The following is a 26,294-nucleotide window of genomic DNA, read 5'->3' as shown; positions in this document are numbered from 1 at the left end:
CGGAGACAAACCATGAACCACGTCCTGACCCGGGCTGCGCTCGCCGCCGCCCTGACGATCGCCGCAAGCGGCGCGCATGCCGACGATAAGCTCAAGGTCGGCTTCATGCTGCCCTACAGCGGCACCTTCGCCGCGCTGGGCAACGCCATCGAGAACGGCTTCAAGCTCTACGTCGCCGAGCAAGGCGGCAAGTTGGGCGGGCGCGAGATCGAATACTTCAAGGTGGACGACGAATCCAATCCGGCCAAGGCTGCGGAGAACGCCAACCGCCTCATCAAGCGCGACCAGGTGGACGTGCTGATCGGCACGGTGCATTCGGGCGTGGCGATGGCGCTGGCCAAGGCGGCCAAGGACGCCGACACGACGCTGATCGTGACCAACGCCGGGGCAAATGCGATCACCGGCCCGCTGTGCGGCCCCGGCATCTTCCGCACCTCGTTCACCAACTGGCAACCGGCCTATGCGATGGGACCGGTGGCCTATGCCAAGGGCCACAAGACCGCCGTGACCATCACGTGGAAATACGCGGCGGGCGACGAGGCCATCGGCGGCTTCAAGGAAGGCTTCGAGAAGGCCGGCGGCAAGGTCGTGCGCGAACTGAGCCTGCCGTTTCCCAACGTGGAATTCCAATCCCTGTTGACGGAGATTGCCGCGCTCAAGCCGGACATGGTCTTCACCTTCTTTGCGGGCGGCGGCGCGGTGAAGTTCGTGCAGGACTATCACGCCGCCGGCCTGGACAAGACGATTCCGCTGTACGGCTCGGGCTTCCTGACGGACGGCACGCTGCAGGCGCAGGGCGCGTCCGCGCAGGGGCTGCTGACCACCCTGCACTACGCCGACGGGCTGAACACGCCGCGCGACAACGCGTTCCGCGCCGACTATTCCAAGGCGTACAAGATGCAGCCGGACGTCTATGCGGTGCAAGGCTATGACGCCGCGCAGCTTATGCAGTCGGGCCTCGCGGCCGTGAAGGGCGATTTCTCGAAGAAGGAAGCCTTCCGCAGCGCCATGCGCACGGCAACCGTGGACAGCCCGCGCGGCTCGTTCACGCTGTCCAAGGCGGGCAACCCGGTGCAGGACATCTACCTGCGCCGCGTCGATGGCCTGGAGAACAAGGTCGTCGAAGTCGCGGTTCAGAAGCTGGCCGACCCCGCGCGGGGCTGCAAGCTGTAACGCCACGCACCGCGTCCGCCACAGGGAGGCCCCATGGACATCAGCATCCTGCTCATTCAGAGCCTGAACGCATTCCAGTACGGCTTGCTGCTGTTCCTGGTGGCCAGCGGACTCACGCTGATCTTCGGGATCATGGGCATCATCAATCTGGCCCACGGCAGTTTCTACATGATCGGCGCGTACATGGCGTTTGCGCTGGGTCCGGTGGTGGACCGCTGGCTGGGCGGCGGCTTTCTCACGACGCTGGCGGTCTGCGTGCTGGCCGCCGCCGTACTGGGCTACCTGCTGGAAGCCGCGTTCTTCAGCTACCTGTACAAGCGCAACCACTTGCAGCAGGTGCTGATGACCTACGGCCTGATCCTGGTGTTCGAGGAGCTGCGCAGCATTCTTGTCGGCAACGACGTGCACGGGGTGCCGCTGCCATCGTGGCTGCAGGGCAGCATTGCGCTGGGCGACGTGATGACATATCCCGTCTACCGGCTCTTCATCTCGGCTGTGGGCATTGCGGTGGCGCTGCTGCTGTACTGGGTCATCTCGCGCACCCGGCTGGGCATGATGCTGCGTGCCGGGGCCAGCAACCGCGAGATGATCAGCTCGCTGGGCATCGACATCAACAAGCTGTACCGCGTGGTGTTCGCGGCCGGCGTGGCGCTGGCGGCGCTGGCCGGCAGCATTGCCGCGCCCGTGTCGTCGGTCTATCCCGGCATGGGCAACGGGGTGCTCATCATCTGCTTCGTGGTGGTGGTGATCGGCGGCATCGGGTCGATCCGCGGCGCCTTCCTGGCCGCGATGTTGGTGGGCTTTGCCGAGACCTTCGGCCAGGTGCTGTTCCCTTCCGCGGCGGGCGTGCTGGTCTATCTGCTGATGGCCTTCATCCTGCTATGCAAGCCCGAAGGGCTGTTCAAACAGGGCTAGGTCCTGTCGACATCAAAAGGACCCTCTCGCATGCGCACGCCTCTGCTCAACCGACTTCTACCCTTCGCCGCGCTGCTGGCGCTGGCCGCCTTTTCGTTCAGCGGCAGTGATTACTACACCGGCCTTGCGGTGAAGATCATGATCTACGCGATCTTCGCGCTGAGCCTGCAACTGCTGGTCGGCGGCGCCGGGCTGGTCAGCCTGGGACACGCCGCGTTCTTCGGCATCGGCGCGTACGTGGCGGCGCTGCTGTCGCCAGAGTCGGAAGCGGCCGGGCTGTGGTGGCTGCTGCCAGCCGCCCTGCTCGCAGCCGCCGCCTATGCGCTGGTCACCGGCGCGCTCGCGCTGCGCACGCGCGGCGTGTACTTCATCATGGTCACGCTGGCCTTCTCGCAGATGGCCTACTACGTCTTCCACGACACCAAGATCGGCGGCGGCAGCGACGGCATCTATCTGTACTTCCGGCCCGAACTCTCGCTGGGCGGCTGGATGCCGTTCGATTTAAGCAATGGCAGCACGTTCTACTTCTTCGTCCTGGCGTGCCTGGCGCTGGCGTGGGGGTTTCTGGCGCTGCTGCGGCGCTCGCCCTTCGGCGCGGCGCTGGCCGGCATTCGCATCAACGAACAGCGCATGCGCGCGGCGGGCTATTCGACCTATCCGTACAAGCTGGCCGCGTACGTCATCGGCGCCACGTTGGCGGCGCTGGCGGGCTTTCTGTTCGCGTTGAAGGACGGCTTCGTCACGCCCGAACTGCTGGCGTGGGAACAGTCCGGCTTGGTGCTGCTGATGGTCATCCTGGGCGGCATGGGCAGTCTGGGCGGCGCGGTGCTGGGCACGGTGACGATGGTGCTGCTGCAGGAGCTGTTCCAGTCGCAGGAGTTGTTTGGCGACTACGCGCGCCACTGGCATCTGCCGCTGGGCATCGCGATCATTGCGCTGGTGGCGTTGCTGCCGAACGGGCTGGCAGGATTGCCGGCGCAATGGCGCGAGCGCCGGCAGGCGCGCTTGGCGGATGCTGGAAAGGGCGCAGGCAAGGACACCCGAATCGACAACCGAAGCGACATCCGAAGCGCCCCCAGCCGAGACGCCATCACGCCGTCACGCGCGCCCTCCAAAACGCCCGCACCCCGCCTGCCGATTCAGGGAGAACGCCATGTCTGATGTCCTGCTCGCCGCCACCGCGGTCACGCGCCGCTTCGGTGGTCTCACGGCGGTCAACGGCGTGTCGCTGCAATTGCAGCGCGGCCAGGTGCACGCCGTCATCGGCACCAATGGCGCGGGCAAGTCCACGCTCATCAACATTCTGTCGGGCGAACTGGCGGCCAGCAGCGGGCAGGTCACGCTGGCGGGCCGCGACATCACCGCGTGGCCGCAGCCCGAACGCGCACGCGCCGGGCTGGGCCGCAGCTACCAGCGATCTACGATCTTTCCGGAACTGAGCGTGTTCGAGAACTGCCGGCTTGCGGCGCAGGCCAGCCGGCAGCGGTTCTGGCACTGGTGGCGCGACGCCGCGAGCTGCCGCCGCAGCGCCGGCCTGGCCGGCGAGGCGCTGGACCGCACGGGCCTGACGGGCGACGCGATGCAACCCGCCGGTCTGCTGGCCCACGGCCGCAAACGCCAGCTGGAGATCGCGATGTGCCTGGCGGGCGAACCGCAGGTGCTGCTGCTGGACGAACCGCTGGCGGGCATGGGCCCCGAAGAAACCGACCGCATTCTCGACCTGCTGCAAACGCTGAAGGCCGGCCACGCGATCCTGCTGGTCGAACACGACATGGACGCGGTATTCCGCATCGCCGAAACCATCACCGTGATGGTCAACGGCAGCGCGATCGCCAGCGGCGCGCCCGCGCAGATCCGCGCCAATCCCGAGGTGCGCACCGCCTACCTGGGCGAAGACCGACAAGGAGCGCATTGATGCACACGCTGATCGAAGCCGGCGGCCTGCACGTCTACTACGGCGCCAGCCATGTGCTGCGGGGCGTGGACATGCACATCGCACCGGGCGAATCCGTGGGTCTGGTGGGCCGCAACGGCATGGGCAAGACCACGCTCATCCGCAGCCTGATGGGCCACGTAAAGAGCGCGCAAGGCAACGTGCGGGTGCGGGGCAGCGATTGCACGCATGCGCAGCCGCACGCGATTGCGCGCATGGGTGTGGCCTACGTGCCCGAGGGGCGCGGCATCTTTCCCAACCTGAACGTGCGCGAGAACCTGCAGGTCGCCGCAAGGCCGGGCAAGCGCGCCGGCCAGGACTGGACGTATGCGCGCGTGCTGGATACGTTTCCGCGCCTACGAGAGCGCCTGGGTCACGGCGGCCAGCAGTTGTCGGGCGGCGAGCAGCAGATGCTGGCCATCGGCCGGGCGTTGATGACCAATCCCGACCTCTTGATCCTGGACGAGGCCACCGAAGGCCTTGCGCCGCTGATCGTGGCAGAGATCTGGCGCATCATCCGCGACATCCGCGCGACCGGCATGTCCACGCTGATCGTGGACCGCAACTACCGCGCGGTGCTGGAACACACCGATCGGTGTCTGGTCATGGAGAAGGGATTGATCGTGCAGGATGGCGATAGCGCGTCGCTGGCCAGGCAGCCGGAGCAGTTGACGCGCTATCTGGGGGTGTAGCAGCGGAGCGCGTGCGAAGTCTGTTCGCCAAGCGCCCGCGCTAATGCGGCAATCGTCAGATCACCGCTTCAATCAGGAAGGGGCCGCGGCGCTTTAGCCCCTCGGCCAGCGCGCGCGCAAAGCCTTCGACCGTATCCACGCTGACCGCTTCAACGCCCATGCCGCGCGCCAGATGCGTCCATTCCAGATGCGGATCCTGCAGGTCCAGCATGCGGCGCGCGTTGCGGCCCGGTTCCTGCACGCCCACGTTCTTCATCTCGCCGTGCAGCGTGGCGTAGGAACGGTTGGCCAGAATGATCGTCAGGCAATCCAGGTTTTCGCGCGCCTGCGTCCACAAGGCCTGCAAGGTGTACATGCCGCTGCCGTCTGCCTGCAGGGTCACGACCTTGCGGTCGGGGCAGGCCACTGCCGCGCCCGTCGCCATCGGCAGGCCGATGCCGATGGCGCCGCCGGTCAGCATCAGCCAGTCGTGCGGTGCGCTGTTGACGCTGTAGAGCGGAAATTCGCGGCCCTGCGTGATGGACTCGTCGCAGACGATGGCCTGCTCGGGCAGGTGGTGCGCGACCAGGATGTTGACCGCGGCGCCGGTCAGCTTGCCGGACGCAGGCACTTCGTAGCTGGGCGCGGGCGCCACCAGCCGCGGCGCGTCGGCGGCGATGCCCAGTTCGTCGGCCAGCCATTCCAGCGCGTGCGGCAGGTCCTGGTCGGCGGTGGCCAGCACGAGCTGGTTGCTGTCCTGCGGGGCCAGCAGGCTGGGCTTGCCGGGGTAGGCAAAAAAACCGACCGGCGACTTTGCGCCCGCCAGCACCAGATGCTTCGCATCCTTCAGCTTGGCCACGGCCAGGTCGATCGGATACGGCAGACGGTCCACCGGGGTGCGCGAGCCGCCGCGTTCGATACGGCGGTTCGACGTCTCCGACACCAGGCGCACGCCCGTGGCCCGCGCGATGCGGCCGGCGGCATTCAGGGCGCGCTCGCGCAGCGCGGCGCCGCCCAGCATCAGCACGGTGACTTCACCCGAACGGATGGCGGCGGCGGCGGCGCGCACGGCCTCAGCCGTGGTCTGCGCCAGCGGCTCGTCCTTGGCCACGATGGGCGCGGGCGCGTTGTCGGGCAGTTCGGTCCAGGCCGTGTCGGCGGGCAGGATCAGGGTAGCGATGTTGCCCGGCGAACGGCGCGCCACGGCCACGGCCTCGGCGGCATCCGCGGACAGGGCCGATGCCGTCATCGTGCGCTTGACCCAGTGCGACATCGGCCGCGCCACGCCTTCGACGTCGCTGGTCAACGGCGCGTCGTACTGGACGTGATAGGTGGCGTGGTCGCCCACGATGTTGACCATGGGGGTGCGGGCGCGCTTGGCGTTGTGCAGGTTTGCAAGGCCATTGCCCAGGCCCGGGCCCAGGTGCAGCAGCGTGGCTGCCGGCTTGTCGGCCATGCGCGCATAGCCGTCGGCCGCGCCCGTCACCACGCCTTCGAACAGGCCCAGCACGCAGCGCATCTTGGGCTTGCGATCCAGCGCCGCCACAAAGTGCATCTCGGATGTGCCCGGATTTGCAAAGCAAACGTCCACATCATTGGCAAGCAAGGTGTCGCAGAGGCTGTCGGCGCCGTTCATCGTTGTTTCCCTGGTAGTTATCAATGGCAATGGCGGGTGGCAAGGCCAGCCGCGCAACGGACATCATAGGGAGCCTGGCGGATTCGCGATAGTGCCATTTCCGCTTGCGCGCATGGAACCATTCCAGGCGGGATTCCGTTTGGCGGAACAAACCCGGGCGGCGTCCGCCGCTTTCCCGGCCGGCGCAATGTCCACATACGGGCCGCGCCCGGAAACGGCAAGGCCTCCCGAAGGAGGCCTTGCGCGATCACATCGGACGGGTTTGTCCGTCCGCTATGGGTGATTACCCATCAACGGATCGGCCACGGATACATCGCGCCGCCCTGGTTCCACAGCGCGTTCGTGCCGCGTTGCAGGCCCAGCTTGCTGTCCTTGCCCACATTGCGCTCGAACACCTCGCTGTAGTTGCCGACCGCCTTGATGGCGTTGTAGGCCCACTTCTCATCCAGCCCCATGTTCTTGCCGGCGCCCGGCGTCACGCCCAGGATGCGCAGCACGTTGGGGTTCTTGCTCTTGAGCATTTCATCCACGTTCTTCTGCGTGATGCCGTATTCCTCGGCTTCCAGCAGCGCGAACAGCGTCCAGCGCACGATGCCCAGCCAGTTCTCGTCGCCCTGGCGCACCATGGGGCCCAGCGGCTCCTTGGAGAAGCGTTCCGGCAGGATCTCGTAGTCGTTGGGATTGGCGACCTGCGTGGCGCGCACGGCGGCCAGTTGCGAGGCGTCGTCGGTGAAGGCGTCGCAGCGGCCGGATTCAAAGGCGCGCACGACTTCGGTCACCTTGTCGATCACGACCGGCTTGAACTCGATGTTGTTGGCGCGGAACCAGTCGGCCAGGTTCAGTTCGGTGGTGGTGCCCGGCTGCACGCAGACCGTGGCGCCGTTCAGTTCCTTGGCGCTCTTGACGCCCAGCTTCTTGCTCACCAGGATGCCCTGGCCGTCATAGAAACTGGCGGCAACTGCAGACAGGCCCAGCGACGTGTCGCGCGTCTGGGTCAGCGTCACGGTGCGCAGCAGCACGTCGACCTCGCCCGATTGCAGCGCGGTGAAGCGTTGCTGGGTGGACAGCGCGGTGCCCTTGAATTTCGAGGCATCGCCAAACACCGCCGCCGCAACCGCGCGACAGATGTCCACGTCCATGCCTTCCCATTCGCCCTTGCTGTTCGTCGCGGAGAATCCGGAGACGCCGTCCGTCAGGCCGCATTGCACGAATCCCTTCTTTTTCACCGCGTCCAGCGTGGGACCGGCCATCGCCGCCTGGGACGCGCAGGCCAGGGCAATCGCGCCGGCCGCAACCATCAATTTCCGCTTCATGTTCTGCTTCTCCTGAGATAGATGACCGCCCTGGGCTCGTAGCCGGGGACAGTTGCAAACCGGTCCTGCCTTACTGGACCGGCCGCCAGATTAAGGCATGTCCACAGCGTGAACAACGCGCCGATCCCTAGTGAAAACCCGTAAAAATGGCGCGCCGGTGAACACGAACCCCTTGTCCGGTGATCGAACTTTTTTGACGGGGACATGCGCCGTCGTGCCGATTTCCCCGTGCCATACTTTTTTTGCGTCTTTGTCCGATAGCCGGCAAAGCCGCAGACCCTTAAAAGCCGTCGCGTCACATAAAAACCCGGACGCGCAGCGGCAATCGGCCGATTCATGGAGGAGACAAGTCCATGGCACATGCATGCAAGTCGCAGCCTCATCACCCGGCGGCCACTGACCGCCGCCGCGTTATCAAACACGTGCTGTTCGCCGCGCTGGCGGCGGCCGGCCTGGCCACCGGCACCGCCCACGCGGCCGATAACTGGCCCAGCAAGCCGATCAAGATCATCGTGCCGTACACGCCGGGCGGTTCCACGGACATCGTGACGCGCATCGTGATGGAAAAACTGGGACCGCGGCTGAACCAGACCATCGTTGTCGAGAATCGCCCTGGCGCAAACAGCAGCCTGGGGTCGGCGCTAGCCGCCAAGGCGGAACCCGACGGCTATACGTTCCTGTCGATGCTGCCGGCCTACATCATCAACTTCCATCTCTACAAGCTGGGTTACACGCCCGCGGACCTGACGCCCGTTGTGCAGATGGCGGACCTGCCGCTGTTCCTGTTCGTGGCGAACGAGCTTCCCGTCAAGACCGTGGCGGAGCTGGTCGCGTATGCCCGCAAGAATCCGGACAAGCTCACCTACGCGTCCAGCGGCAACGGCTCCAGCGCGCATCTGACCGGCGCCGACTTTGCGCTGCAGAACAAGATCACGATGACGCACGTGGCGTACAAGGGCAGCGCGCCGATCCTGACCGACATCCTGGGCAACCGCGTGAGCATGGTGTTCGATCCCGTGCTGGTGCCGATGCAATACGTGAAGCAGAACCGCCTGAAGGCGCTGGCGTTTACGGGCAAGGAACGCTGGCCCACGGAACCGGACATTCCCACCATGGAAGAAGCCGGTATGCCGGGCTTTGTCACCGGCTCATGGGCCGGCCTGATGGCGCCGGCCAACACGCCCAAGCCGATCATCGAACGCATGGCGCGCGAGATCAGCGAGATCGTCAAGGAGCCGGACGTGCGCCAGAAGTTCGTGGATGCGGGCTTTCTGCCGGTGGGCGGCACGCCGGCGGAGTTTGCCGAATTGATGAAGAAGGACTCGGCACGCTACGCCGAGATCATCAAGCAGGCCAACATCACCGTGAACTGAGCGGGGCCGGGCGCCGCGGCGTCCGCCTCATCGGAGCCCTCCCATGATCGACAAGTTCATCGACACGCCGCAAGCCGCCGTTGCGGATGTGCATGACGGCGCCATCGTGCTCATCAGCGGGTTCGGCGGCGCCGGCATGCCCACCGAACTGATCCACGCCCTCATCGACCAGGGCGCGCGCGAACTCACCGTGGTCAGCAACAACGCCGGCAACCGCGAGACGGGCTTGGCCGCGCTGGTCAAGGCCGGACGCGTGCGCAAGGTGATCTGCTCGTTTCCGAAGGCCTCGCACTCGTGGGTCTTCGACGAGCTCTACCGGCAAGGCCGCATCGAACTCGAATGCGTGCCGCAAGGCACCATCGCCGAACGCTTGCGCGCGGCCGGCGCGGGACTGGGCGGCTTCTTCACGCCCACCGCCTACGGCACCGAGCTTGCGCGCGGCAAGGAGACCCGCATCATCAACGGCCGCGGCCACGTGTTCGAGGAGCCGCTGCATGGCGACTTTGCGCTGGTCAAGGCCGACCGCGGCGACCGCTGGGGCAACCTGACCTACAACATGAGCGCGCGCAACTTCGGCCCCATCATGTGCATGGCCGCCAAGACGACCATCGTGCAGGTGCGCGCCAAGGCTGAATTGGGCGAACTGCCGCCCGAGGCCGTCGTGACGCCGGGCATCTTCGTCAAGCGCGTGACCGAAGTGCCCAACGCCGCCTTTTCCAGTTGACGCCATTCCGCTTGAAGGAGTCCGCATGTTTCATCCCCTGACCCGCGAAGCCATGGCGCGCCGCCTGGCCTTGGACATTCCCGACGGCAGCTACGTGAACCTTGGCATCGGCATGCCGGTGCTGGTGGCCGCCCATCTACCCGAGGGCCGAGAGATCGTGCTGCACAGCGAGAACGGCATCCTCGGCATGGGGCCGCCCCCGGCCGAGGCCGACATCAACCTGGACCTCATCAACGCCGGCAAGCAACCGGTGACCCTGCTGACCGGCGGCTCGTATTTCCATCACGCGGACTCGTTCGCGATGATGCGCGGCGGCCATCTGGACATTTGCGTGATGGGGGGCATGCAGGTTGCGGCCAACGGCGATCTGGCGAACTGGTCGCTGAACAAGCCCGGCGAAGCGCCGGCCGTCGGCGGCGCGATGGATCTGGCCGTGGGCGCGCGCAGCGTGTTCATCATGATGGAGCACAACAGCAAGAACGGTGATCCCAAGATCGTCGAACGCTGCACCTATCCGCTGACCGGCGCGGGCGTGGTGGACCGCATCTACACGGACCTCGCGGTCATCGACGTCACGCCGGACGGCCTGGTGGTCCGGGATATGATCGACGGCATGACGCTGACCGAACTGCAGACGCGCACCGGCGCGCCCCTGCGCGCAGCCTGATGCTGCCCAACCTGCCCGCTCCCGGCTACGCCGCGCCGCCCACGGCCGAAGACCATCCGGACCAGTTGCGCGGCGATCCGGACTATATGCTGACGCTGGCGCGCGGCCTGCACGTCATCCGCGCCTTCGGCACGCGCCGCCATCCGCAGACCGCGGCCGAACTGAGCCGGCGCGCCGGCCTGCCGCGCGCCGTCGTGCAACGCTGCCTGCACACGCTGATCCTCTTGGGCATGGCCGAGCAGCACGGCAGGCTTTACGTGCTGACGCCACGCATCCTGGGGCTGGGCTACGCGTACTTTTCGTCCACGCCGTTCGTTTCGCTGGCGCAGCCGGTGCTGGAAGAATTGAGCGCGACCGTGAACGAGACCTGCGCGCTCGCCATCATGGAAGGCCATGAAATGCTTTACCTCGCGCGGTCCGAGGTGAACCGCCTGCTGGCCACGTCGATGGGGTTGGGAAGCCGCCTGCCCGCGTATTGCACGTCCATCGGACGCGTGCTGCTGGCGGAACTGCCGGAGCCTGCGCTGGCGCGGTATTTCGCGGCGACCGACCTGCAGCCCTATACCGAGTTCACGCTGACCACCGAGGCAAAGTTGCGCGCGGAACTGGCGCGCATCCGCGAGCAGGGCTATGCGGTCGTCGACCAGGAACTGGAATTGAACGTGCGCGCGATCTCGGTGGCCGTGCGATCGGCCAGCGGCAAGGCCTGCGGGGCTGTGAATGTCAGCGTGAAGGCGGCGCGCGTGCCGCTCAGCCGCCTGCAGGAAGACTTCCTGCCGCCCTTGCGGCAGGCCGTGGAACGGATCGGGGAATTCCTGGCCGCGTGAGCGCCCGGCAGGTTACAGGCCGGTGGTGTCCAGCGTGAAGGCCGCGGCGGCGCGGCCGATGCGGTCGTTGACCGCGTGCCAGTCATCGGTGGCGGGCGGCGCCTGCACGATGATGCGCGCATAGCCCTGACCATCCAGATCGCGCAGCAGGCCGTACAGCGCCTGCGCATAGCGCGCCGGGTCCGCGGATACCGGTTGCCACTGCACGCGGGGATCGGCTGCGGCGGGTTGCGGGCCGTAGGCCACCAGCACCACGCGGCCTTCGGGCAGATTGCGTCCGGCCAGCACATCGTTCATGCGGGCCTCGTTGGCCAGTTCCAGCGGCGTGCGCGGCGCGTAATGGGCCTTCAACGTGCCGGACGCGCGCGGCGCCGCGGCGTCGGGCGCAAAGACCTGCACGCCCAGCACGGCTTCGATCTGCGCGGCGCTGATGTGGCCGGGCCGCAGCAGCACGGGCCCCGCGCCGCGAGCCAGGCGCGACAGGTCGAGAATGGTGGATTCGATGCCAACGTCCGACGCGCCGCCTTCCAGCACGGGCATGCCGGCCGCGACTTCGTCGGGGAACTCGTTACGGACGTGCTCGGCGCGGGTGGGCGACACCTGGCCGAACTTGTTGGCCGATGGCGCCGCCACACCGCCCTGCCCGTTCGGCTTGCCGGCCGCAAACGCCGCCAGCAGCGCCTGCGCCACCGGATGCGACGGACAACGGATGCCGATGCTGTCCTGCCCGCCGCTCACCGTGTCGACGATGTGCGGCGCGCGCTTCAGGATCAAGGTCAGCGGACCCGGCCAGAACGCGTCGATGAGCAGTTGCGCTTCGGGCGGCACGTGCGCCGCCCAATACGCCACGTCGCCCTGCGGCGCGATATGCACGATGACGGGATGGTTCGAGGGCCGGCCCTTGGCCGCGTAGATCTTGGCGACGGCCTGCGGGTTTTCAGCGTCCGCGCCCAGGCCGTAGACGGTCTCGGTCGGAAAGGCGGCCAGTTGGCCGTCCAGCATGCGCTGGGCGGCGTGGGCGATTTCCGCGGCGCTGGCGGAGACGGACGAAGATGAGGACATCGGTTTGCCGCTTACTCGGGCGCCTGCATGCCCAGCGCGGCGGCCACGCGGGCGGCGTCGTCGCGGGCCTGCTGCAAGGTGGCCGCCACGATCGTGATGTGGCCCATCTTGCGGCCACGGCGCGCCTCGCGCTTGCCGTACAGGTGCAGCTTGGCCGAGGGCACGGCCAGCGCCGCCGCCCAATCGGGCTCGCGTTGGGCGTCACCCGTGGCGTCGGCGTACCAGATGTCGCCCAGGATGTTCAGCATGACGGCGGGCGCCAGCAGGTCGGTGCCGCCCAGCGGCAGGCCGGCCATGGCGCGCGCCTGCTGCTCGAACTGGCTGGTGACGCAGGCGTCGATCGTGTAGTGGCCGCTGTTGTGCGGACGCGGCGCGATCTCGTTGACGATCAGACTGCCGTCCTTGAGCACAAAGAATTCCACGCACAGCACGCCGTGATAGCCCAGCCCCTGCGCGATGGCCTGCGCGGCTTCGGTGGCGCGGGCCTGGCGTTCGGCGTGGGCCGCGTCCTGCTGCACGGGCGCCGCGGTGGACACGGCGAGGATGCCGTCGACATGCACGTTGCGCGCCACGGGAAACACCACGCTGGCACCATCAAAGCCGCGCGCCAGCACGACCGAGATTTCGTAGTCCAGCGGCATCAGCGCTTCCAGCACGCAAGCGACACCGCCGAATTCGGCGAAGGCGGCGATGGCTTCTTCGCGGGTGTTGATGCGGGCCTGGCCCTTGCCGTCGTATCCCAGGCGCGCCACCTTGAGGATGCCGGGGAACAGCGCGTCCGATGCGGCGTTCAGATCGGCTTCGCTGCGGATGGCAGCGTGCGGCGCGACCGGGATGCCTTGCGCGGCGATGAAGGTCTTTTCAGCGATGCGGTCCTGCACGATGGCCACGGCGTCACCAGCCGGGCTGACGCGGCACTGGGTCGCCAACGCGCGCAGGCTGTCGGCGGGCACGTTTTCGAATTCGGTGGTGACGGCCTGGCACGTCTGCGCCAGGCGGGCCAGACCGGCCTCGTCGTCATAGGCGGCCTGGATGTGCAGGTCGGCCACCATGCCGGCCGGACATTCCGCGGCCGGGTCCAGCACCGCGACCTTGTAGCCCAGGCTTTGCGCCGCGTGACAGAACATGCGGCCCAGTTGGCCGCCGCCCAGCATGCCCAGCCAGCCGCCGGGCGCGATGAGGAAAGGAGTCGATTGAGTCATTCGCATCAGGCCTCGGGCGGAACCTTCATGTCGCGCGCGACCTGCGTCTGGCGGGCGCGGAACGCCACCAGCTTTGCGTGCAGGCCGGCATCGGTGCCCGCCAGCGTGGCGATCACGTGCAGCGCGGCGTTGGCGGCGCCGGCTTCGCCGATGGCAAAGGTGGCCACCGGCACGCCCTTGGGCATCTGCACGATGGACAGCAGCGAGTCTTCGCCGCGCAGGTATTTGGAGGGGACCGGCACGCCGAACACCGGCACTTCGGTCAGGGCAGCCATCATGCCCGGCAGATGCGCCGCGCCGCCGGCGCCGGCGATGATGCCGCGCAGGCCGCGCTGGTGCGCCGCGGCGCCGTACTCGGCCATGTCCTGCGGCATGCGGTGCGCGGAGATGACGCGCGCCTCGTAGGCCACGCCGAAATCCTCCAGCATCGTCACCGCGTGCTTCATGACCTCCCAATCGCTGGAAGATCCCATAATCACGCCCACCACGGGGGAGGCTTGCGCCGCTGCGGAAGTCTGGTCTGTCATAACCGGTGTCTAGTAGTTGAGACACGGCGCACGCGCCGCGAAATGTCGGGGGACCGCGGGACCGGCCCGCGAAACCCGCTATTTTACCCGGCGCTGCAGACTGCTACGGCAACGTGGCGCTTTTCAGCCAAAGGTAGCTGACCGGATCGTCGGGGCACGGTCCGAAACCGCACTGCAGCGTGGTGCTGCCGGCGTTGGCCAGGGCGACGATGAAAAACAGGGCCATGACCACCATGCCCAGCGCCGAAACGGGCTTCTTGAGCATGCTGTCGCCCCACTTGCGGTCCACGCACAGCATGACGACGCAGAACACGATGATCGCCGTGAAGGCGACGAACGCCCAGGTATAGAAGTGCACGCCCAGAAACGGCGTGCCGTAGCCCGCGTCGCCCGGTGCAATGTGCAGCAGCACCTGGCGCCCCGCGGCCAGCATGCCGGCCAGCGCGCCGGCAATGCTCATCGCATAGTGCATCGGCGACGGGCCCAATCGCATGTTCAAGAGAAAGCCGACCCCGGCAAGAATCAGCGCCACGCGCTGCAGCAGGCATAGCGGGCACGGCAATTCGTCGTAGGCGAATTGCCAGGCGAAGGCCATGCAGAGGATGCCGGTGACCCCGAGCAGCGCCAGGGCATTGAGGATGCGCGAGCCGCGCGCCGGATTGCTGGAAAAGATCATTGCCGCCGCTTTACAGAGACAACGCCAGCGGACTGGTCATGTGGTACTTGCACCAGGCGGCAAAGATGGCCAGCGTCAGCAGCCAGAACGTTACGCACGGACGGCGCCGGCCCACGAGTCCAAACCACACTGCCAGCGTCCCAGTCACAAAGGGCAGCATCATCACCATGCGGCGCTCCTTTTCTCGGAAATCCCGTATCAAGCAGCGGACGAGTATAGCGTAACAATCCGAAATAATTTCGCGCTGAAAATGCGGGTTTGCCCGTGGGGTGCGTCAGCCTGCGGCGCCACGTCAAGACCTGCCGGCGAAAAAAAACCGCTCGGACGACGAGCGGCTTTTTTGGTGTGGACGCGATCAGGCGATCAGGCGGTCCAGCGCTTCGCGGTACTTCGCGGCCGTTTTTTCCAGCACTTCCTGCGGCAGGCGCGGCGCGGGCGGGGTCTTGTCCCACGTTTGCGTCTCGAGCCAGTCGCGCACGAACTGCTTGTCGAACGACGGGGGGCTGATGCCGACGCGGTAGCCGTCGGCGGGCCAGAAGCGCGACGAATCGGGCGTCAGCACTTCGTCCATCAGGTGCAGCGTGCCGTTGTCGTCCAGGCCGAACTCGAACTTGGTGTCGGCGATGATGATGCCCTTGGTGGCGGCAAAGGCGGCGGCTTCGGCGTACAGCTTGAGCGTCACGTCGCGGATGCGCTCGGCCATTTCCTGGCCGACTTCCTTGACCACGTGCGCGAAGTCCACGTTCTCGTCGTGCATGCCGAACTCGGCCTTGGCGGCGGGCGTGAAGATGGGCTCGGGCAGCTTGCTGGCCTGTTGCAGGCCGGCCGGCAGCTTGATGCCGCAAACCGCGCCGGTCGCCTGATAGTCCTTCCAGCCCGACCCGATCAGGTAGCCGCGGGCAACCGCTTCCACCAGGATGGGCTTCAAACGCTTGACCACCACGGCGCGGCCGCGCACCTGATCCACTTCGTCGGGCGCCACCACGTCTTCGGGCTTCACGCCGGTCGAGTGGTTGGGCAGGATGTGCGACAGCTTCTGCAACCAGAATTCGGTCAGTTCGGTCAGCACCTGTCCCTTGCCGGGAATGGGGTCGTCAAGGATCACGTCAAATGCGGAGATGCGATCCGACGCGACGATCAGCAACTTGTCGTCGCCGACCGCGTACATATCGCGCACCTTGCCGCGTCCCAGCAGCGGCAGGGACTTGATGCTGGATTCATGCAAAGCAGAAGTCACGGGAATGGCCTATGGCAAAAATGAACATTCCCGCCGCGGGCGGACGCCAGGGCGGGAAGGGAAACGAAATCGGGCACCAGGCGGAGGCGGCGCCGGACGGCAGCTTCCGCAAAGCGCATAGGTTACTGCAAATAAGTTCGTCTTGCCGCCGCTCCGGGCGCGGGGTAGGCTTTCTTTCCCATCCATGATTCGCGCCGGCCGCCCCGAGCGTCACGGCGCAACACCGCCCGGAGACAAAGCCGTATGCAGGATGCTTCCCCCAAACGCATGCCCCACGCCGACGCGCAGGTCCACATGACAGGCGGCTGCCAGTGCGGCGCCATCCGCTACGCCCTCACCGACGAGCCCATCACCGCCGCCACCTGTCACTGCCGCGACTGCCAGTACTCCAGCGGCGGCGCGCCGGCCCACGCCCTGATCTTTCCCGCGGGCGCCGTCACGCTGCTGCGCGGACAACCCAAGGAACACCGCTACCAGGGCGACTCCGGCCACACCGTCATGCGCAGCTTCTGTGCGGCGTGTGGCACGCCGCTGTTCGGCAATTCGGAAGGCATGGGCTACGAAGTCGTGCGCGCAGGGTCGCTGGATGACCCCGAAGCGTTTCATTCCAAGGCAAGCCTGTGGACGGACTCGGCGCCGTCGTGGCATCACGTGGACCGGACGGTGCCGAGCTTCGGGAAGAATTCGCCGGCGTAGGACGCGCGTCCGTCATGGCCGCAAAAACAAAAAGAGCTGGCCCGCGAGGACCAGCTCTTTTTCTGCCTGCGCCGCCTTCACAAGAAGGCGGCATGGGCGAGGACCTTATTGCACCACTTGCGACAGCTTGCCCGACGCGTACTGCGCGGCGATTTCGGTCAGCGGCAGCGGCTTGATCTTGCTGGCGTTGCCGGCGGTGCCGAATTCCGTGTAGCGAGCGACACAGATCGCCTTGGCGGCGGCGCGGGCGGGCTTAAGGTATTCGCGCGGGTCGAACTTTTCGGGGTTCTCGGCGAAGAAGCGGCGGATCGCGCCGGTCATGGCCAGACGGATATCGGTGTCGATATTGATCTTGCGCACGCCGTACTTGATGGCTTCCTGGATTTCCTCGACGGGCACGCCGTAGGTTTCCTTCATGTTGCCGCCGAATTCACGGATCTCGGCCAGCAGTTCCTGCGGCACGCTGGAGCTGCCGTGCATCACCAGGTGGGTGTTGGGCAGGCGGGCGTGGATTTCCTTGATGCGGGAGATCGACAGGATGTCGCCGGTGGGCTTGCGCGTGAACTTGTAGGCGCCGTGGCTGGTGCCGATGGCGATTGCCAGGGCGTCCAGTTGCGTGCGGCGCACGAAGTCTGCGGCTTGTTCCGGGTCGGTCAGCAGCTGATCCATGGTCAGCTTGCCGTCGGCGCCGTGGCCGTCTTCCTTGTCGCCTTCCATGGTTTCCAGGGAACCCAGGCAGCCGAGTTCGCCTTCCACGGTCACGCCCAGCTTGTGCGCGATGTCCACGACCTTCTTGGTGACTTCGACGTTGTAGTCGTAGTCGGCGATGGTCTTGCCGTCTTCTTTCAGCGAGCCGTCCATCATGACGCTGGAGAAGCCCAGGTCGATGGCGCCCTGGCAGATCTTGGGCGATTGGCCGTGATCCTGGTGCATGACCACGGGGATGTGCGGGTAGGATTCAACGGCGGCTTGGATCAGGTACTTCAGGAAGCCTTCGCCCGCGTATTTGCGCGCGCCGGCCGAGGCCTGCATGATCACCGGGCTGTCGGTCTCCGCCGCGGCTTCCATGATGGCCTGGACCTGTTCCAGGTTGTTGACGTTGAAAGCCGGAATGCCGTAGCCGTGCTCGGCGGCGTGGTCGAGCAACTGGCGCATGGAGACTAGGGCCATGAGTGGTCCTCCTTAGGTACTGTCTATTGAGAGATGGTTGAAGCCTTGCTGAATGGCGTGATTTTACGGGGGAATCGAAGAAAGGTCTTGCAACGGCCGGTATCCTATCCATTCAGGTGAAACCGGACGCCCTAGCCCGGCTGATATCCGCCTTGCGGCCCAGCCCATGCGGCCCACGGCCGCGGCGCCCTTGCCCTGCTTTCCCCCGCTTGTGACCTAGGGCCTGCCCGCGTGCGGCACATCCACCCGGGTCATCAGGATGCGGGCCTGCGGCTTGGCGCGCCGATTGGCTTCCACAAAATCCGGCGCGGCGGCCATGAAAAGCGTCTTGCCGTCCGGTCCGCCCAGCGCGGCCGCGAAGATGCCGAATTCGCCGGTGTCGATCTGCTCGAGAATCCGTCCGCCACGCTCGACGCGCACGATGCGCTTGCCGATGGCGTCGCCCACCCACAACGCGCCCTCTTCGTCCAACGCGCCGCCGTCCGGCGCAATCTTGGACGCCGCGATCACGGCGGTCAGGTCGTCGGTTTCTGGTAGCTCGCCGAAGTTGGCCCAGTCGCGGCGCGGCCCCAGCACGCCGTTGGGCTCGATGTCGAACTCAGAAATGCGGTTGGCGAAGGTCTCGTTGACGATCAGGGTCTTGCCGTCGGGCGTGATGAACGAGCCGTTGGGAAAGCACAGACCGTCCGCCACCACCTGCGCCACACCGTCCGGATCCACGCGCACCAGCGTCGTCGTGCGCACGGGTTCGCCCGCCATGATGTCGAATCCGAAATTGCCCACGTAGGCGCGGCCCTGCGCGTCCACCACCATGTCATTGATATGGCCGCCTGTCAGCGCGGAGAGGTCGGCGTGCACGGACAGGGTGCCGTCCGTCTCGCGGCGCAGCAGTTTGCGGTCTTTCATGGACGAGATCAGCAGGCGACCGTCCGGCAGCCAACCCAGCCCCGACGGTTGCTGCGGGACCAGACAGACGCGGTCCACCGCCCCCTGGAGCGTCACGGTGATGACCTGCCCGGTATAGAAGTCCGAGGCCCACAGGCGGTTTTCGTGCCAGCGCAGCCCTTCCAGATAGGTGTAGCCGGAAGCCAGTACGGACAATTCGCGATTCGGCATTGCTTTGTCTCCTTTGTCGCCCCGCGCGGGGCTGGTTCCCAGGTGGCGCCCGGCCTTCCTGACGAGGCCGGAAGGGGCATTCTGGCACGGCCGATCCGTCCCCGAACTGACAACTCGCTGTCAGGTTCGCGGCGTTAACATCGCGCCCCAAGGGTTAACCCGAGCAGCACCCGGGCCCTGGCATGTCCGTCACCGGACCGCCCGCCCCCGCCTCATGCCGGCGGACCCGGCCCTTGGCCAAACGGCGGCTCCCCGTATTCCGTTTTGAACATGAACACTAAGAAGCTGACGCGTTATATCGGCATCGCCATGGTGCTGGGCATCGTGGTGGGCTATGTCTGCAACAAGTTCGCGCAGACCCCCGAAGAGGCGAAGCAGATCGCCTCGTACTTCAGCCTGATCACCGACATCTTCCTGCGCATGATCAAGATGATCATCGCGCCGCTCGTGTTCGCCACCCTGGTGACCGGTCTGGCCAGCATGAGCGACGCCAGCGCGGTGGGCCGCATCGGCATGCGCGCCATGATCTGGTTCATCGCCGCCTCGGCGATTTCTCTGCTGCTGGGCCTGGCGCTGGTCAACATCTTCCAGCCCGGCGCGCACATGAACCTGGCGATTCCGGACGCGGGCGTGACTTCGGGCCTGAAGACGGGCGATTTCACGCTGAAGGCGTTCATCGCGCACGTGTTCCCCAAGAGCATTGCCGAAGCGATGGCCAACAACGAGATCCTGCAGATCCTGGTGTTCTCGCTGTTCTTCGGCGCGGCGCTGTCGTTCATCCGCGGCAAGGGCCACAACACGATCTACAACATGATCGATGAACTGGCCAAGATCATGTTCCGCGTGACCGACTATGTGATGCGCTTTGCGCCGCTGGGCGTGTTTGCCGCCATGGCCGCCGCCATCACGACCGAAGGCCTGGGCGTGCTGGTCAGTTACGGCAAGCTGATTGGCGAGTTCTACCTGGGTCTGGCGCTGCTGTGGGCCATTCTGTTCGGCGTCGGCTACCTGTTCCTGGGCAAGTCCACGTTCCGCCTGGGCGGGCTCATCAAGGAACCTACCTTGCTGGCGTTCTCGACCGCGAGCAGCGAATCGGCCTATCCGAAGACGATCGAGGCGCTGTCGCGGTTTGGCGTGTCCAAGCGCATCTCGGGCTTCGTGCTGCCGCTGGGCTATTCGTTCAACCTGGACGGCTCGATGATGTATCAGTCGTTCGCGGTGCTGTTCATCGCGCAGGCCTACAACATCGAGATGAGCTTCACGCAGCAACTGACCCTGCTGCTGGTGCTGATGGTGACCAGCAAGGGCATGGCTGGCGTGGCGCGCGCCTCGCTGGTCGTGGTGGCCGCGACGCTGCCGATGTTCCATCTGCCGGAAGCCGGCCTGCTGCTCATCATGGGCATCGACCAGTTCTTCGACATGGGCCGCACCGCCACGAACGTGGTCGGCAATAGCCTGGCCACGGCCGTGATCGCCAAGCTGGAAGGCAAGGAAGAAGGCAGCGAAGAAGGCAACGATGATGCCGCGTCCGCGCAGGCTTCGAACGAGGCGCCGCCCAGCCGGCCCGCCAGCCAGAACGCATAAGCAAAACGGGCCGCAATGGCCCGTTTTACATGGGAGGCGTCCGCTTGACCGGCGCGGGCGGCCGGGCGCAACATAAAGGCCCATTTCGACCACGTACCGGCGCGGCGCGCATGGGCGCCGCGTCTGGCCCGCACACCATGAATCTTCTGTCTACCCGGGCGGCCGCGGCCGCCGCGCTTGCCGCCGGCCTTTTTTCGGCGGTACCCGCCGCGCATGGCTGGACCCGCATTTCGTGCGACCTTGCCGGCACCGTCGCCACGTTTCCCACCACCTTCCGCCAATTCCGCACCGACGGCACGGAACTGACACAGGTGCTGTTCAAGCTGAAGGTGAAGGCTGCCGACATACCGGACGGCGAACGGGCGGACACCGACTGCGCCGAATTCGTGAACAAGGACGTCGACGTGGTGCTGGAGAACGTGGCCGCGCGCAACATTATGCGCGGCAAGCCCTTGAAGGTGCGCTACAAGTACGACGAATCGCTGGGGCAGACGCTGGCGACCAAATACGAACTGGCGCGCTGAGCCTGCCCCCGGTGTCCTGACCGCGGTATCAGTCGCGCGGTATCAGTCATTAACCGAGCAGGACACGGGCGCGCCGTCTTCGAATTCCACGTCGTAGGTGTGCACCGGATCCCAGGGCAGCGTGAACCACAGTTCGTAGCCATCGCCGTCTTCGTCGAACAGCCACAACGCGCGCAGCACGGCTTTTTCGGCCATGGCTTCGGCGGTTTCTTCGGCCAGGAGCTGGTCGTCTTCGATGCCCAGCTTTTTGTAGTGCTCGTACGAATAGTTGTCGAGGAGGAACTCGGCCGCGGCAAGAATCTGTTCGTCCAGGTTGTCAATGATGGCCTTGACCACCTTGGAGGCGCCGGCAAGGGGCTCTTCGCCGTCGGTCTGGATCATGACGTGAATGGGGGGCCGACCCTCTCCGGCGGGGACGTTTTCCGCCGCCCACAGATCGGGTTCTTCGAGGTCCTGGGTGAAATTGAATCGTGCCATCGGGGGCTCCGTAAATTGAAACGGCAAGCCGGAAAAGGCAGCGGCTTGCCCTAGGCCGTGAGACCTTTCAGCCATTTAACCAGATGCCGGCTCCTGCGTCTGTGGCGGGAAGCGACGTTTTTGCGCCTAGGACATGCGCACGTCTTGCCAGACCGGCGCGGGGCAAGGCGTGGACCGCCCCTGGCGTTATCTGCCCTCGACTCCCGCCTGCGCAGGCGCCGCCGCATTCGCGCACAGGTCCAGCAGAATGTCGGAAAACTGCGATTCCGCCGTCAGCGCCTGTTCCCGCTTGCGCCGGATCAGGTTGATCGGCGACAGCTCCCAGCCGAAATCCCATGGCACCATGCCCAACCTGCCGCGCTGGCACAGTTCGCGCGCGATGTCCTCGGGCACCACCGAGATTGACGACTCGTTCAGCGACAGGATGCCCTCGATCACGTCCATGGAGTAGGCCTCCAGCACCGGCGACGGCGGTTGCAGCCCGGCGCGGATGAAGTGCTCGACGATCAATTGCCGCGTCGGCGTGTTGGCCGCCGGCAGCACCCAGTCCAAGGCCGCGACGGCAGCCCAGTCCGGCTTGCGCCGCGCCAGCCGCTGGGCCAGCCTGCCATGCGCTATAAGACGGGGCCGCTGGCGATACAGCACGCGATGCATCAGGTCTTCGTGCATCACCGTGGACGTGGCGCGGCTGATGATGCAGTCCAGCTCGTGCTGGCGCAGCATCGGCACCAGGTGGTCCGTCGTGGTGCGGTGCAGGCTCAGCGTCACGCCGTGGCGCTGATGCAGGCGGCTGATGGCAGCGGTCAGCAAGGCGCTGGACACGTACGGCACCACCCCCACGTGCAGATGCGCCGACCGCCCGGCATGCAGCGCCTCGACCTCCCGCTCCCACAGATCCAGGTCACTGAGCATGTGCCGCGCGCGCACCAGCGCCAGATTGCCCAGCGCGGTGGGCTGCAGGCCGCTGCCGGTGCGCAAGAACAGCGGCGCGCCAAAGATGTCCTCCATTTCGGCGAGCGCCTTGGTGACCGCAGGTTGACTGATGCCGGTCTGCGCGGCGACCCGCGTCAGCGATTTATGGCGGTCGATGTTCACCAGCAGCGTCAGATGACGATGCTTGAGACGATTGGCAAGACGAACGGTGTCCGGGCTCATTGCGGCTTCTTCAATAACCATTTGGTTATGCAATTATGCCCACAAAGATAAAACCAGTTATTTCAGGACCCTATACTGCTTGCATCCTTTTCTGCCACCCGCCCGATGAATCCGTCCTTCACCACCCGACCTGAAATACGCGGCACATTCGGCGTGGTGTCGTCCACGCACTGGCTGGCGTCGCAAGTGGCCATGAGCGTGCTGGAACGGGGCGGCAATGCCTACGACGCCGCCGTGGCCGGCGGTTTTGTGCTGCAGATTGTCGAACCGCACTTGAACGGGCCGGGCGGCGAAGTCCCCATCCTGTTCTGGAGCGAGCGCGAGCAACGCATGCGCGCGCTGTGCGGACAGGGCCCGGCGCCCGCGCTGGCGACGCCGGCGTACTTTCGCAAGATGGGGCTGGACCTGGTGCCGGGGATCGGCCTGCTGCCCGCGACGGTGCCCGGCGCGTTCGGCGCCTGGCTGACGCTGCTGCGCGACTACGGCACGTGGGAGCTGGCCGACGTGCTGCAGCCGGCCATCGGCTATGCGCGCGACGGCTTTCCGCTGGTGCCGCGGATCTCGCAGGCGATTCTGGCGGTGCAGGCGCTGTTCCGCGACGAATGGAAAAGCTCGGGCGACGTCTGGCTGCCGGGCGGCCGGGTGCCCGCCCCCGACGCGCTGTTCCGCACGCCCGCCATCGCGGCCACCTACACCCGCATCCTGGACGAAGCGCACGCCGCCAGCACCGACCGGCGCGGCCGCATCGACGCCGCGCTCGACGTCTGGTATCGCGGTTTCGTGGCCGACGCCATCGACAGCTTCTATACGAACGAGGCCGTGCTCGACACCACGGGGCAGCGCAATCCCGGGCTGCTGCGCAAATCGGATCTGGCCGACTGGCGCGCCACGTACGACGAACCGCTGACCACGCAATATGGCCGCTACACGGTGGCCAAATGCGGCGTGTGGTCGCAAGGGCCGGTGCACCTGCAACAGCTCGCGCTGCTGCGCCATCTGGACGTCGACAAACTGGACCCGCTGTCGCCGCAGTTCGTGCACCGCGTCGCCGAGGCCGCCAAGCTGGCATTCGCCGACCGCACCGCCTGGTATGGCGATCCCGATCACGTCCAGGTGCCGCTCGCGGCTCTGCTCAGCGACGACTATGCGCGAGCGCGCGCCGCCGGCATCGGCGAACGCGCCTCGGCCACGCTGCAGCCCGGCAGTCCCGGCGGACTTGCGCCGCGCCTGCCCGACCTGGATGCCGCGATCCGCACGCTGGCCGCGTCGGACACGCGCTACGGCGTGGGCGAACCGACCTTTGCCGCGTTGCCGCCCGTCTCGGAGTGGGCGACGCGCGAGCTGTTCGTGGGCGACACCTGCCAGATCGACGTCATCGACCGCGACGGCAACATGGTGGCCGCCACACCATCGGGCGGCTGGCTGTCGTCCAGCCCCGTCGTGCCCGAGCTGGGCTTTTCGCTGACGACCCGTCTGCAGATGACCTGGCTGGACGACGGCGTGCCGGGCCAGTTGCAGCCGGGCAAGCGTCCCTGCACCACGCTGTCGCCCGGCCTGGCGCTGCGCGACGGGCTGCCGTACATGGCGTTCGGCACGCCCGGCGGCGACCAGCAGGACCAATGGACCGTCGCATTCTTTCTGCGCCATGCCATGGGCATGAACCTGCAGGCGGCCATTGACGCGCCGTCCTGGCACATTGACCACTTTCCCGGCTCGTTCTGGCCGCGTTCGCAGACGCTGAACCGGCTGACGGTGGAATCGCGCATGCCCGCCGCCACGCTGGACGCGCTGCGCGCCGCCGGCCATGACGTCAAGGTCGGCCCGGACTGGTCCGAAGGCCGCATCAGCGCCTGCACGCGCGAGCCGGCCGCGGGCGGACAGATGCTGCTGCGGGCGGCGGCCAATCCCCGCGGAATGCAGGGATACGCCGTCGGCCGCTGAATCGATTTTCATACGACCGGCTCTCAGAAGCCGGACACAACGCAAGGGGTAAACACCATGACACTGCACTTCAAACGACTGCTGCGCACGTTCGCGCTGGGCCTGGCGATGGCCGCGCCCGCCCTCTCGCACGCCGCCTGGCCCGAAAAGCCCATCACGCTGGTCGTGCCGTGGGCCGCCGGCGGCTCCACCGACATCCTGGCGCGCGTGCTGTCCGAAGGCCTGACGCAATCGCTGGGCCAGCCGGTCATTGTCGAGAACCGCTCGGGCGCATCGGGCAATATCGGCACCGCCTTCGTCGCGCGCGCCAAGCCAGACGGCTACACGCTGCTGGTGGGCTCGATGAGCACGCACACGATGAATCAGGCGCTTTATTCCAACATGCCGTTCGACGGCGTGAAGGACTTCACGCCCATCGCCGAGCTGGCCCTTGTGACCAACACGATGGTGGTGCATCCGTCGGTGCCGGCATCCAACCTGAAGGAATTCATCGCGTACGCGAAGGCCAATCCCGACACCGTGGCGTATGCCTCGGCGGGCCAGGGCTCGACCAACCACCTGAGCGCGGTGCTCTTCGAAAAGGCCGCCGGCGTGAAGATGATGCACATCCCCTATCGCGGCGGTGCGCCTGCGGTGCTGGATACGGTGGCAGGCCGCACGCAGGTGCTGTTCAGCGCCGGCACGCAGACGCTGCCGCACGTGCAGTCGGGCAAGCTCAAGCTGCTGGCCGTCACCGAGGAACAACGCTCGCCGCTGCTGCCCGACGTGCCCACCGTGGCCGAAACGCTGCCGGGGTATGAGCTCGCGGTCTGGTACGGCGCGTTCGGTCCGGCCGGCATGCCGCCGGAACTGGCTGCCAGGCTGAACCGCGAGATCAACGTGATCCTCAAGCGGCCCGACGTCATCAAGAAGATGGGCGACATGGGCGTGCTGCTGACCGAAACCACGCCCGAGCAGTTCGGCCAGATCCTGGCGCGCGATGCCGACAAGTACGGCAAGCTGATCAAAGAACTGGGAATCACGGCGGAATGACGGACGCATCTCCCAGCCCGGCGCTGGCCGGCGTGCAGGCCATCGCCCGCGCCTACGCGGACGGCCAGCCGGCCGCCGCCTTCCAGGCAATCGACGACTATGCGCGCCTGCACCTGGCGCACGCGTTGTGCACCGTGAATCGCTACGATGCCGACGCCATGCGCGTGGTGCGCCTGTACAGTTCGAACCCGCAGGCGTACCCTCCGGGCGGCAGCAAGGACAAGACCGGCACGGCATGGGGCCGGCACGTGTTGCTGGAACAGCGGGTGTTCGTGGGCGAGGGAGAGGCGGCCATCCGCGAATTCTTCAACGACCACGATGCGATCCGCAGTCTGGGACTGCAATCGGTCATCAACGTGCCGGTCGCGTATGACGGCGTGTGCCTGGGCACGGTCAACTTCCTGATGCCACGCCCGGCGGTGTCGGACGACGACATTCACGCGGCGCGCGTGGCGGGTCTGCTGGCGCTGCCCGCGTTCCAGGCGCTGCAGCGGGCGGCGTAAAGGGGGTGGCGCGGATGCCGTGAGCGTTACGGTATCTGCCGCCGACGCCCGCCGTCGGAAACTTCCGCTGCGGGAACGCCCGCCTCGGAAACGCCCGCCTCGGAAACGCCCGCCACGGGAATCGCCCGCCGCGGGAAACGCCCGCCCCGGGAAAGGCCCG

27 protein-coding genes are annotated in these 26,294 nt (G+C 66.6%); 15 read left to right on the top strand and 12 right to left on the bottom strand.

Going from position 1 to position 26,294, the window contains the following annotated elements; genetic code table 11:
* Positions 1 to 12 precede the first annotated feature (12 nt).
* From B3098_RS17545 to B3098_RS17525, 5 genes are read left to right on the top strand one after another with little or no spacing between them, the layout of a single operon-like run.
* Positions 13 to 1,173 carry an ABC transporter substrate-binding protein gene (locus B3098_RS17545; RefSeq protein WP_286898042.1) on the top strand — a complete coding sequence of 387 codons (1,161 nt, stop codon included), beginning with the start codon at positions 13 to 15 and terminating at the stop codon, positions 1,171 to 1,173.
* A 33-nt stretch (positions 1,174 to 1,206) separates the two neighbouring features.
* Positions 1,207 to 2,088, top strand: a complete 882-nt coding sequence (locus tag B3098_RS17540; RefSeq protein ID WP_175138223.1) for a branched-chain amino acid ABC transporter permease — start codon at positions 1,207 to 1,209, stop codon at positions 2,086 to 2,088.
* A 30-nt stretch (positions 2,089 to 2,118) separates the two neighbouring features.
* The gene (locus B3098_RS17535) at positions 2,119 to 3,249 is read left to right on the top strand and encodes a branched-chain amino acid ABC transporter permease (protein WP_286898039.1); all 1,131 of its coding nucleotides are present in this window, start codon (positions 2,119 to 2,121) and stop codon (positions 3,247 to 3,249) included.
* A complete protein-coding gene (locus tag B3098_RS17530) occupies positions 3,242 to 4,003 on the top strand; it encodes an ABC transporter ATP-binding protein (protein WP_286898037.1) in 762 nt (253 codons plus the stop codon). The genes B3098_RS17535 and B3098_RS17530 overlap by 8 nt, the downstream gene beginning before the upstream one ends.
* Positions 4,003 to 4,713, top strand: coding sequence for an ABC transporter ATP-binding protein (locus B3098_RS17525; RefSeq protein WP_175125886.1), 711 nt, complete (start codon positions 4,003 to 4,005; stop codon positions 4,711 to 4,713). The genes B3098_RS17530 and B3098_RS17525 overlap by 1 nt, the downstream gene beginning before the upstream one ends.
* 55 nt (positions 4,714 to 4,768) lie before the next feature.
* Here the strand turns inward: B3098_RS17525 and B3098_RS17520 are convergent, their stop codons facing one another.
* Both B3098_RS17520 and B3098_RS17515 read right to left on the bottom strand, forming a co-directional pair.
* Positions 4,769 to 6,328, bottom strand: coding sequence for an acetolactate synthase large subunit (locus B3098_RS17520; RefSeq protein WP_286898036.1), 1,560 nt, complete (start codon positions 6,326 to 6,328; stop codon positions 4,769 to 4,771).
* Between the two features lie 290 nt (positions 6,329 to 6,618).
* Positions 6,619 to 7,641, bottom strand: a complete 1,023-nt coding sequence (locus B3098_RS17515; protein ID WP_063953202.1) for an amino acid ABC transporter substrate-binding protein — start codon at positions 7,639 to 7,641, stop codon at positions 6,619 to 6,621.
* A gap of 353 nt (positions 7,642 to 7,994) precedes the next feature.
* Here B3098_RS17515 and B3098_RS17510 point away from each other — a divergent pair, with 353 nt between their 5' ends.
* From B3098_RS17510 to B3098_RS17495, 4 genes are read left to right on the top strand one after another with little or no spacing between them, the layout of a single operon-like run.
* Positions 7,995 to 9,014 (top strand): Bug family tripartite tricarboxylate transporter substrate binding protein, encoded by a 1,020-nt coding sequence (locus B3098_RS17510; protein WP_286898033.1) that lies wholly within the window; start codon positions 7,995 to 7,997, stop codon positions 9,012 to 9,014.
* A 43-nt stretch (positions 9,015 to 9,057) separates the two neighbouring features.
* Positions 9,058 to 9,738, top strand: coding sequence for a 3-oxoacid CoA-transferase subunit A (locus B3098_RS17505; protein WP_191575983.1), 681 nt, complete (start codon positions 9,058 to 9,060; stop codon positions 9,736 to 9,738).
* A gap of 25 nt (positions 9,739 to 9,763) precedes the next feature.
* Positions 9,764 to 10,405: a 3-oxoacid CoA-transferase subunit B gene (locus B3098_RS17500; RefSeq protein WP_175125880.1), complete on the top strand. Its 642-nt coding sequence runs from the start codon at positions 9,764 to 9,766 to the stop codon at positions 10,403 to 10,405.
* Entirely contained in the window at positions 10,405 to 11,232 is an 828-nt protein-coding gene (locus B3098_RS17495) for an IclR family transcriptional regulator domain-containing protein (RefSeq protein ID WP_175186259.1), read from the top strand. The genes B3098_RS17500 and B3098_RS17495 overlap by 1 nt, the downstream gene beginning before the upstream one ends.
* A gap of 12 nt (positions 11,233 to 11,244) precedes the next feature.
* On the opposite strand, the gene B3098_RS17490 is transcribed toward B3098_RS17495, so the two are convergent.
* The 6 genes from B3098_RS17490 to B3098_RS17465 form a co-directional block, all read right to left on the bottom strand.
* Positions 11,245 to 12,294, bottom strand: a complete 1,050-nt coding sequence (locus B3098_RS17490; protein WP_286898031.1) for an L-threonylcarbamoyladenylate synthase — start codon at positions 12,292 to 12,294, stop codon at positions 11,245 to 11,247.
* An 11-nt stretch (positions 12,295 to 12,305) separates the two neighbouring features.
* Positions 12,306 to 13,496 carry a 5-(carboxyamino)imidazole ribonucleotide synthase gene (locus B3098_RS17485; RefSeq protein WP_175186257.1) on the bottom strand — a complete coding sequence of 397 codons (1,191 nt, stop codon included), beginning with the start codon at positions 13,494 to 13,496 and terminating at the stop codon, positions 12,306 to 12,308.
* Between the two features lie 5 nt (positions 13,497 to 13,501).
* Positions 13,502 to 14,023 (bottom strand): 5-(carboxyamino)imidazole ribonucleotide mutase, encoded by a 522-nt coding sequence (gene purE / locus B3098_RS17480; RefSeq protein ID WP_175125876.1) that lies wholly within the window; start codon positions 14,021 to 14,023, stop codon positions 13,502 to 13,504.
* 103 nt (positions 14,024 to 14,126) lie between these two features.
* A complete protein-coding gene (locus tag B3098_RS17475) occupies positions 14,127 to 14,699 on the bottom strand; it encodes a disulfide bond formation protein B (RefSeq protein ID WP_286898029.1) in 573 nt (190 codons plus the stop codon).
* Between the two features lie 10 nt (positions 14,700 to 14,709).
* Entirely contained in the window at positions 14,710 to 14,868 is a 159-nt protein-coding gene (locus tag B3098_RS17470) for a DUF5993 family protein (protein ID WP_175138208.1), read from the bottom strand.
* Between the two features lie 186 nt (positions 14,869 to 15,054).
* The gene (locus B3098_RS17465) at positions 15,055 to 15,936 is read right to left on the bottom strand and encodes a phosphoribosylaminoimidazolesuccinocarboxamide synthase (protein ID WP_175125873.1); all 882 of its coding nucleotides are present in this window, start codon (positions 15,934 to 15,936) and stop codon (positions 15,055 to 15,057) included.
* 243 nt (positions 15,937 to 16,179) lie between these two features.
* Here B3098_RS17465 and B3098_RS17460 point away from each other — a divergent pair, with 243 nt between their 5' ends.
* Positions 16,180 to 16,632, top strand: coding sequence for a GFA family protein (locus B3098_RS17460; RefSeq protein WP_279972333.1), 453 nt, complete (start codon positions 16,180 to 16,182; stop codon positions 16,630 to 16,632).
* Between the two features lie 105 nt (positions 16,633 to 16,737).
* Here the strand turns inward: B3098_RS17460 and fba are convergent, their stop codons facing one another.
* On the bottom strand, positions 16,738 to 17,802 hold the full coding sequence (gene fba, locus B3098_RS17455; protein ID WP_056326713.1) for a class II fructose-bisphosphate aldolase: 1,065 nt from the start codon (positions 17,800 to 17,802) through the stop codon (positions 16,738 to 16,740).
* Between the two features lie 216 nt (positions 17,803 to 18,018).
* Positions 18,019 to 18,918: an SMP-30/gluconolactonase/LRE family protein gene (locus tag B3098_RS17450; RefSeq protein WP_279972330.1), complete on the bottom strand. Its 900-nt coding sequence runs from the start codon at positions 18,916 to 18,918 to the stop codon at positions 18,019 to 18,021.
* A gap of 270 nt (positions 18,919 to 19,188) precedes the next feature.
* On the opposite strand from B3098_RS17450, the gene B3098_RS17445 reads away from it, so the two are divergent.
* Together B3098_RS17445 and B3098_RS17440 are read left to right on the top strand one after the other, a co-directional pair.
* Entirely contained in the window at positions 19,189 to 20,502 is a 1,314-nt protein-coding gene (locus B3098_RS17445; protein WP_279972329.1) for a dicarboxylate/amino acid:cation symporter, read from the top strand.
* 137 nt (positions 20,503 to 20,639) lie between these two features.
* Complete coding sequence (locus tag B3098_RS17440) at positions 20,640 to 21,026, top strand: hypothetical protein (RefSeq protein WP_286898023.1); 387 nt, start codon at positions 20,640 to 20,642, stop codon at positions 21,024 to 21,026.
* A gap of 42 nt (positions 21,027 to 21,068) precedes the next feature.
* Here the strand turns inward: B3098_RS17440 and B3098_RS17435 are convergent, their stop codons facing one another.
* The gene (locus tag B3098_RS17435; RefSeq protein WP_175125868.1) at positions 21,069 to 21,503 is read right to left on the bottom strand and encodes a hypothetical protein; all 435 of its coding nucleotides are present in this window, start codon (positions 21,501 to 21,503) and stop codon (positions 21,069 to 21,071) included.
* 186 nt (positions 21,504 to 21,689) lie between these two features.
* Positions 21,690 to 22,658, bottom strand: coding sequence for a LysR family transcriptional regulator (locus tag B3098_RS17430; RefSeq protein ID WP_286898021.1), 969 nt, complete (start codon positions 22,656 to 22,658; stop codon positions 21,690 to 21,692).
* Positions 22,659 to 22,763: 105 nt separating this feature from the next.
* On the opposite strand from B3098_RS17430, the gene B3098_RS17425 reads away from it, so the two are divergent.
* Genes B3098_RS17425 through B3098_RS17415 form a run of 3 tightly spaced genes read left to right on the top strand, consistent with a single transcriptional unit; the run spans position 22,764 to position 26,134 of the window.
* Positions 22,764 to 24,599: a gamma-glutamyltransferase family protein gene (locus B3098_RS17425; protein ID WP_286898020.1), complete on the top strand. Its 1,836-nt coding sequence runs from the start codon at positions 22,764 to 22,766 to the stop codon at positions 24,597 to 24,599.
* Positions 24,600 to 24,656: 57 nt separating this feature from the next.
* Positions 24,657 to 25,631, top strand: coding sequence for a Bug family tripartite tricarboxylate transporter substrate binding protein (locus B3098_RS17420; protein ID WP_175125865.1), 975 nt, complete (start codon positions 24,657 to 24,659; stop codon positions 25,629 to 25,631).
* The gene (locus tag B3098_RS17415; RefSeq protein WP_286898019.1) at positions 25,628 to 26,134 is read left to right on the top strand and encodes a GAF domain-containing protein; all 507 of its coding nucleotides are present in this window, start codon (positions 25,628 to 25,630) and stop codon (positions 26,132 to 26,134) included. Before B3098_RS17420 ends, B3098_RS17415 begins: the two co-directional genes overlap by 4 nt.
* Positions 26,135 to 26,294 lie beyond the last annotated feature (160 nt).

It is taken from the genome of Achromobacter sp. UBA2119 (assembly GCF_002331005.1).
GTDB lineage: Bacteria > Pseudomonadota > Gammaproteobacteria > Burkholderiales > Burkholderiaceae_B > Achromobacter > Achromobacter animicus.
This window is presented reverse-complemented; position numbering and strand designations above follow the sequence as displayed.

What these genes read in the sequence shown, in the direction of transcription:
- B3098_RS17485 (WP_175186257.1), bottom strand. Translation starts at nt 13,496, where the DNA reads ATGACTCAATCGACTCCTTTCCTCATCGCGCCCGGCGGCTGGCTGGGC.
- B3098_RS17420 (WP_175125865.1), top strand. Translation starts at nt 24,657, where the DNA reads ATGACACTGCACTTCAAACGACTGCTGCGCACGTTCGCGCTGGGCCTG.
- B3098_RS17460 (WP_279972333.1), top strand. Translation starts at nt 16,180, where the DNA reads ATGCAGGATGCTTCCCCCAAACGCATGCCCCACGCCGACGCGCAGGTC.
- B3098_RS17470 (WP_175138208.1), bottom strand. Translation starts at nt 14,868, where the DNA reads ATGGTGATGATGCTGCCCTTTGTGACTGGGACGCTGGCAGTGTGGTTT.
- B3098_RS17525 (WP_175125886.1), top strand. Translation starts at nt 4,003, where the DNA reads ATGCACACGCTGATCGAAGCCGGCGGCCTGCACGTCTACTACGGCGCC.
- fba (WP_056326713.1), bottom strand. Translation starts at nt 17,802, where the DNA reads ATGGCCCTAGTCTCCATGCGCCAGTTGCTCGACCACGCCGCCGAGCAC.
- B3098_RS17490 (WP_286898031.1), bottom strand. Translation starts at nt 12,294, where the DNA reads ATGTCCTCATCTTCGTCCGTCTCCGCCAGCGCCGCGGAAATCGCCCAC.
- B3098_RS17495 (WP_175186259.1), top strand. Translation starts at nt 10,405, where the DNA reads ATGCTGCCCAACCTGCCCGCTCCCGGCTACGCCGCGCCGCCCACGGCC.
- B3098_RS17425 (WP_286898020.1), top strand. Translation starts at nt 22,764, where the DNA reads ATGAATCCGTCCTTCACCACCCGACCTGAAATACGCGGCACATTCGGC.
- B3098_RS17450 (WP_279972330.1), bottom strand. Translation starts at nt 18,918, where the DNA reads ATGCCGAATCGCGAATTGTCCGTACTGGCTTCCGGCTACACCTATCTG.
- B3098_RS17475 (WP_286898029.1), bottom strand. Translation starts at nt 14,699, where the DNA reads ATGATCTTTTCCAGCAATCCGGCGCGCGGCTCGCGCATCCTCAATGCC.
- B3098_RS17505 (WP_191575983.1), top strand. Translation starts at nt 9,058, where the DNA reads ATGATCGACAAGTTCATCGACACGCCGCAAGCCGCCGTTGCGGATGTG.
- B3098_RS17430 (WP_286898021.1), bottom strand. Translation starts at nt 22,658, where the DNA reads ATGAGCCCGGACACCGTTCGTCTTGCCAATCGTCTCAAGCATCGTCAT.
- B3098_RS17515 (WP_063953202.1), bottom strand. Translation starts at nt 7,641, where the DNA reads ATGAAGCGGAAATTGATGGTTGCGGCCGGCGCGATTGCCCTGGCCTGC.
- B3098_RS17520 (WP_286898036.1), bottom strand. Translation starts at nt 6,328, where the DNA reads ATGAACGGCGCCGACAGCCTCTGCGACACCTTGCTTGCCAATGATGTG.
- purE (WP_175125876.1), bottom strand. Translation starts at nt 14,023, where the DNA reads ATGACAGACCAGACTTCCGCAGCGGCGCAAGCCTCCCCCGTGGTGGGC.
- B3098_RS17510 (WP_286898033.1), top strand. Translation starts at nt 7,995, where the DNA reads ATGGCACATGCATGCAAGTCGCAGCCTCATCACCCGGCGGCCACTGAC.
- B3098_RS17500 (WP_175125880.1), top strand. Translation starts at nt 9,764, where the DNA reads ATGTTTCATCCCCTGACCCGCGAAGCCATGGCGCGCCGCCTGGCCTTG.
- B3098_RS17440 (WP_286898023.1), top strand. Translation starts at nt 20,640, where the DNA reads ATGAATCTTCTGTCTACCCGGGCGGCCGCGGCCGCCGCGCTTGCCGCC.
- B3098_RS17540 (WP_175138223.1), top strand. Translation starts at nt 1,207, where the DNA reads ATGGACATCAGCATCCTGCTCATTCAGAGCCTGAACGCATTCCAGTAC.
- B3098_RS17415 (WP_286898019.1), top strand. Translation starts at nt 25,628, where the DNA reads ATGACGGACGCATCTCCCAGCCCGGCGCTGGCCGGCGTGCAGGCCATC.
- B3098_RS17530 (WP_286898037.1), top strand. Translation starts at nt 3,242, where the DNA reads ATGTCTGATGTCCTGCTCGCCGCCACCGCGGTCACGCGCCGCTTCGGT.
- B3098_RS17545 (WP_286898042.1), top strand. Translation starts at nt 13, where the DNA reads ATGAACCACGTCCTGACCCGGGCTGCGCTCGCCGCCGCCCTGACGATC.
- B3098_RS17435 (WP_175125868.1), bottom strand. Translation starts at nt 21,503, where the DNA reads ATGGCACGATTCAATTTCACCCAGGACCTCGAAGAACCCGATCTGTGG.
- B3098_RS17535 (WP_286898039.1), top strand. Translation starts at nt 2,119, where the DNA reads ATGCGCACGCCTCTGCTCAACCGACTTCTACCCTTCGCCGCGCTGCTG.
- B3098_RS17445 (WP_279972329.1), top strand. Translation starts at nt 19,189, where the DNA reads ATGAACACTAAGAAGCTGACGCGTTATATCGGCATCGCCATGGTGCTG.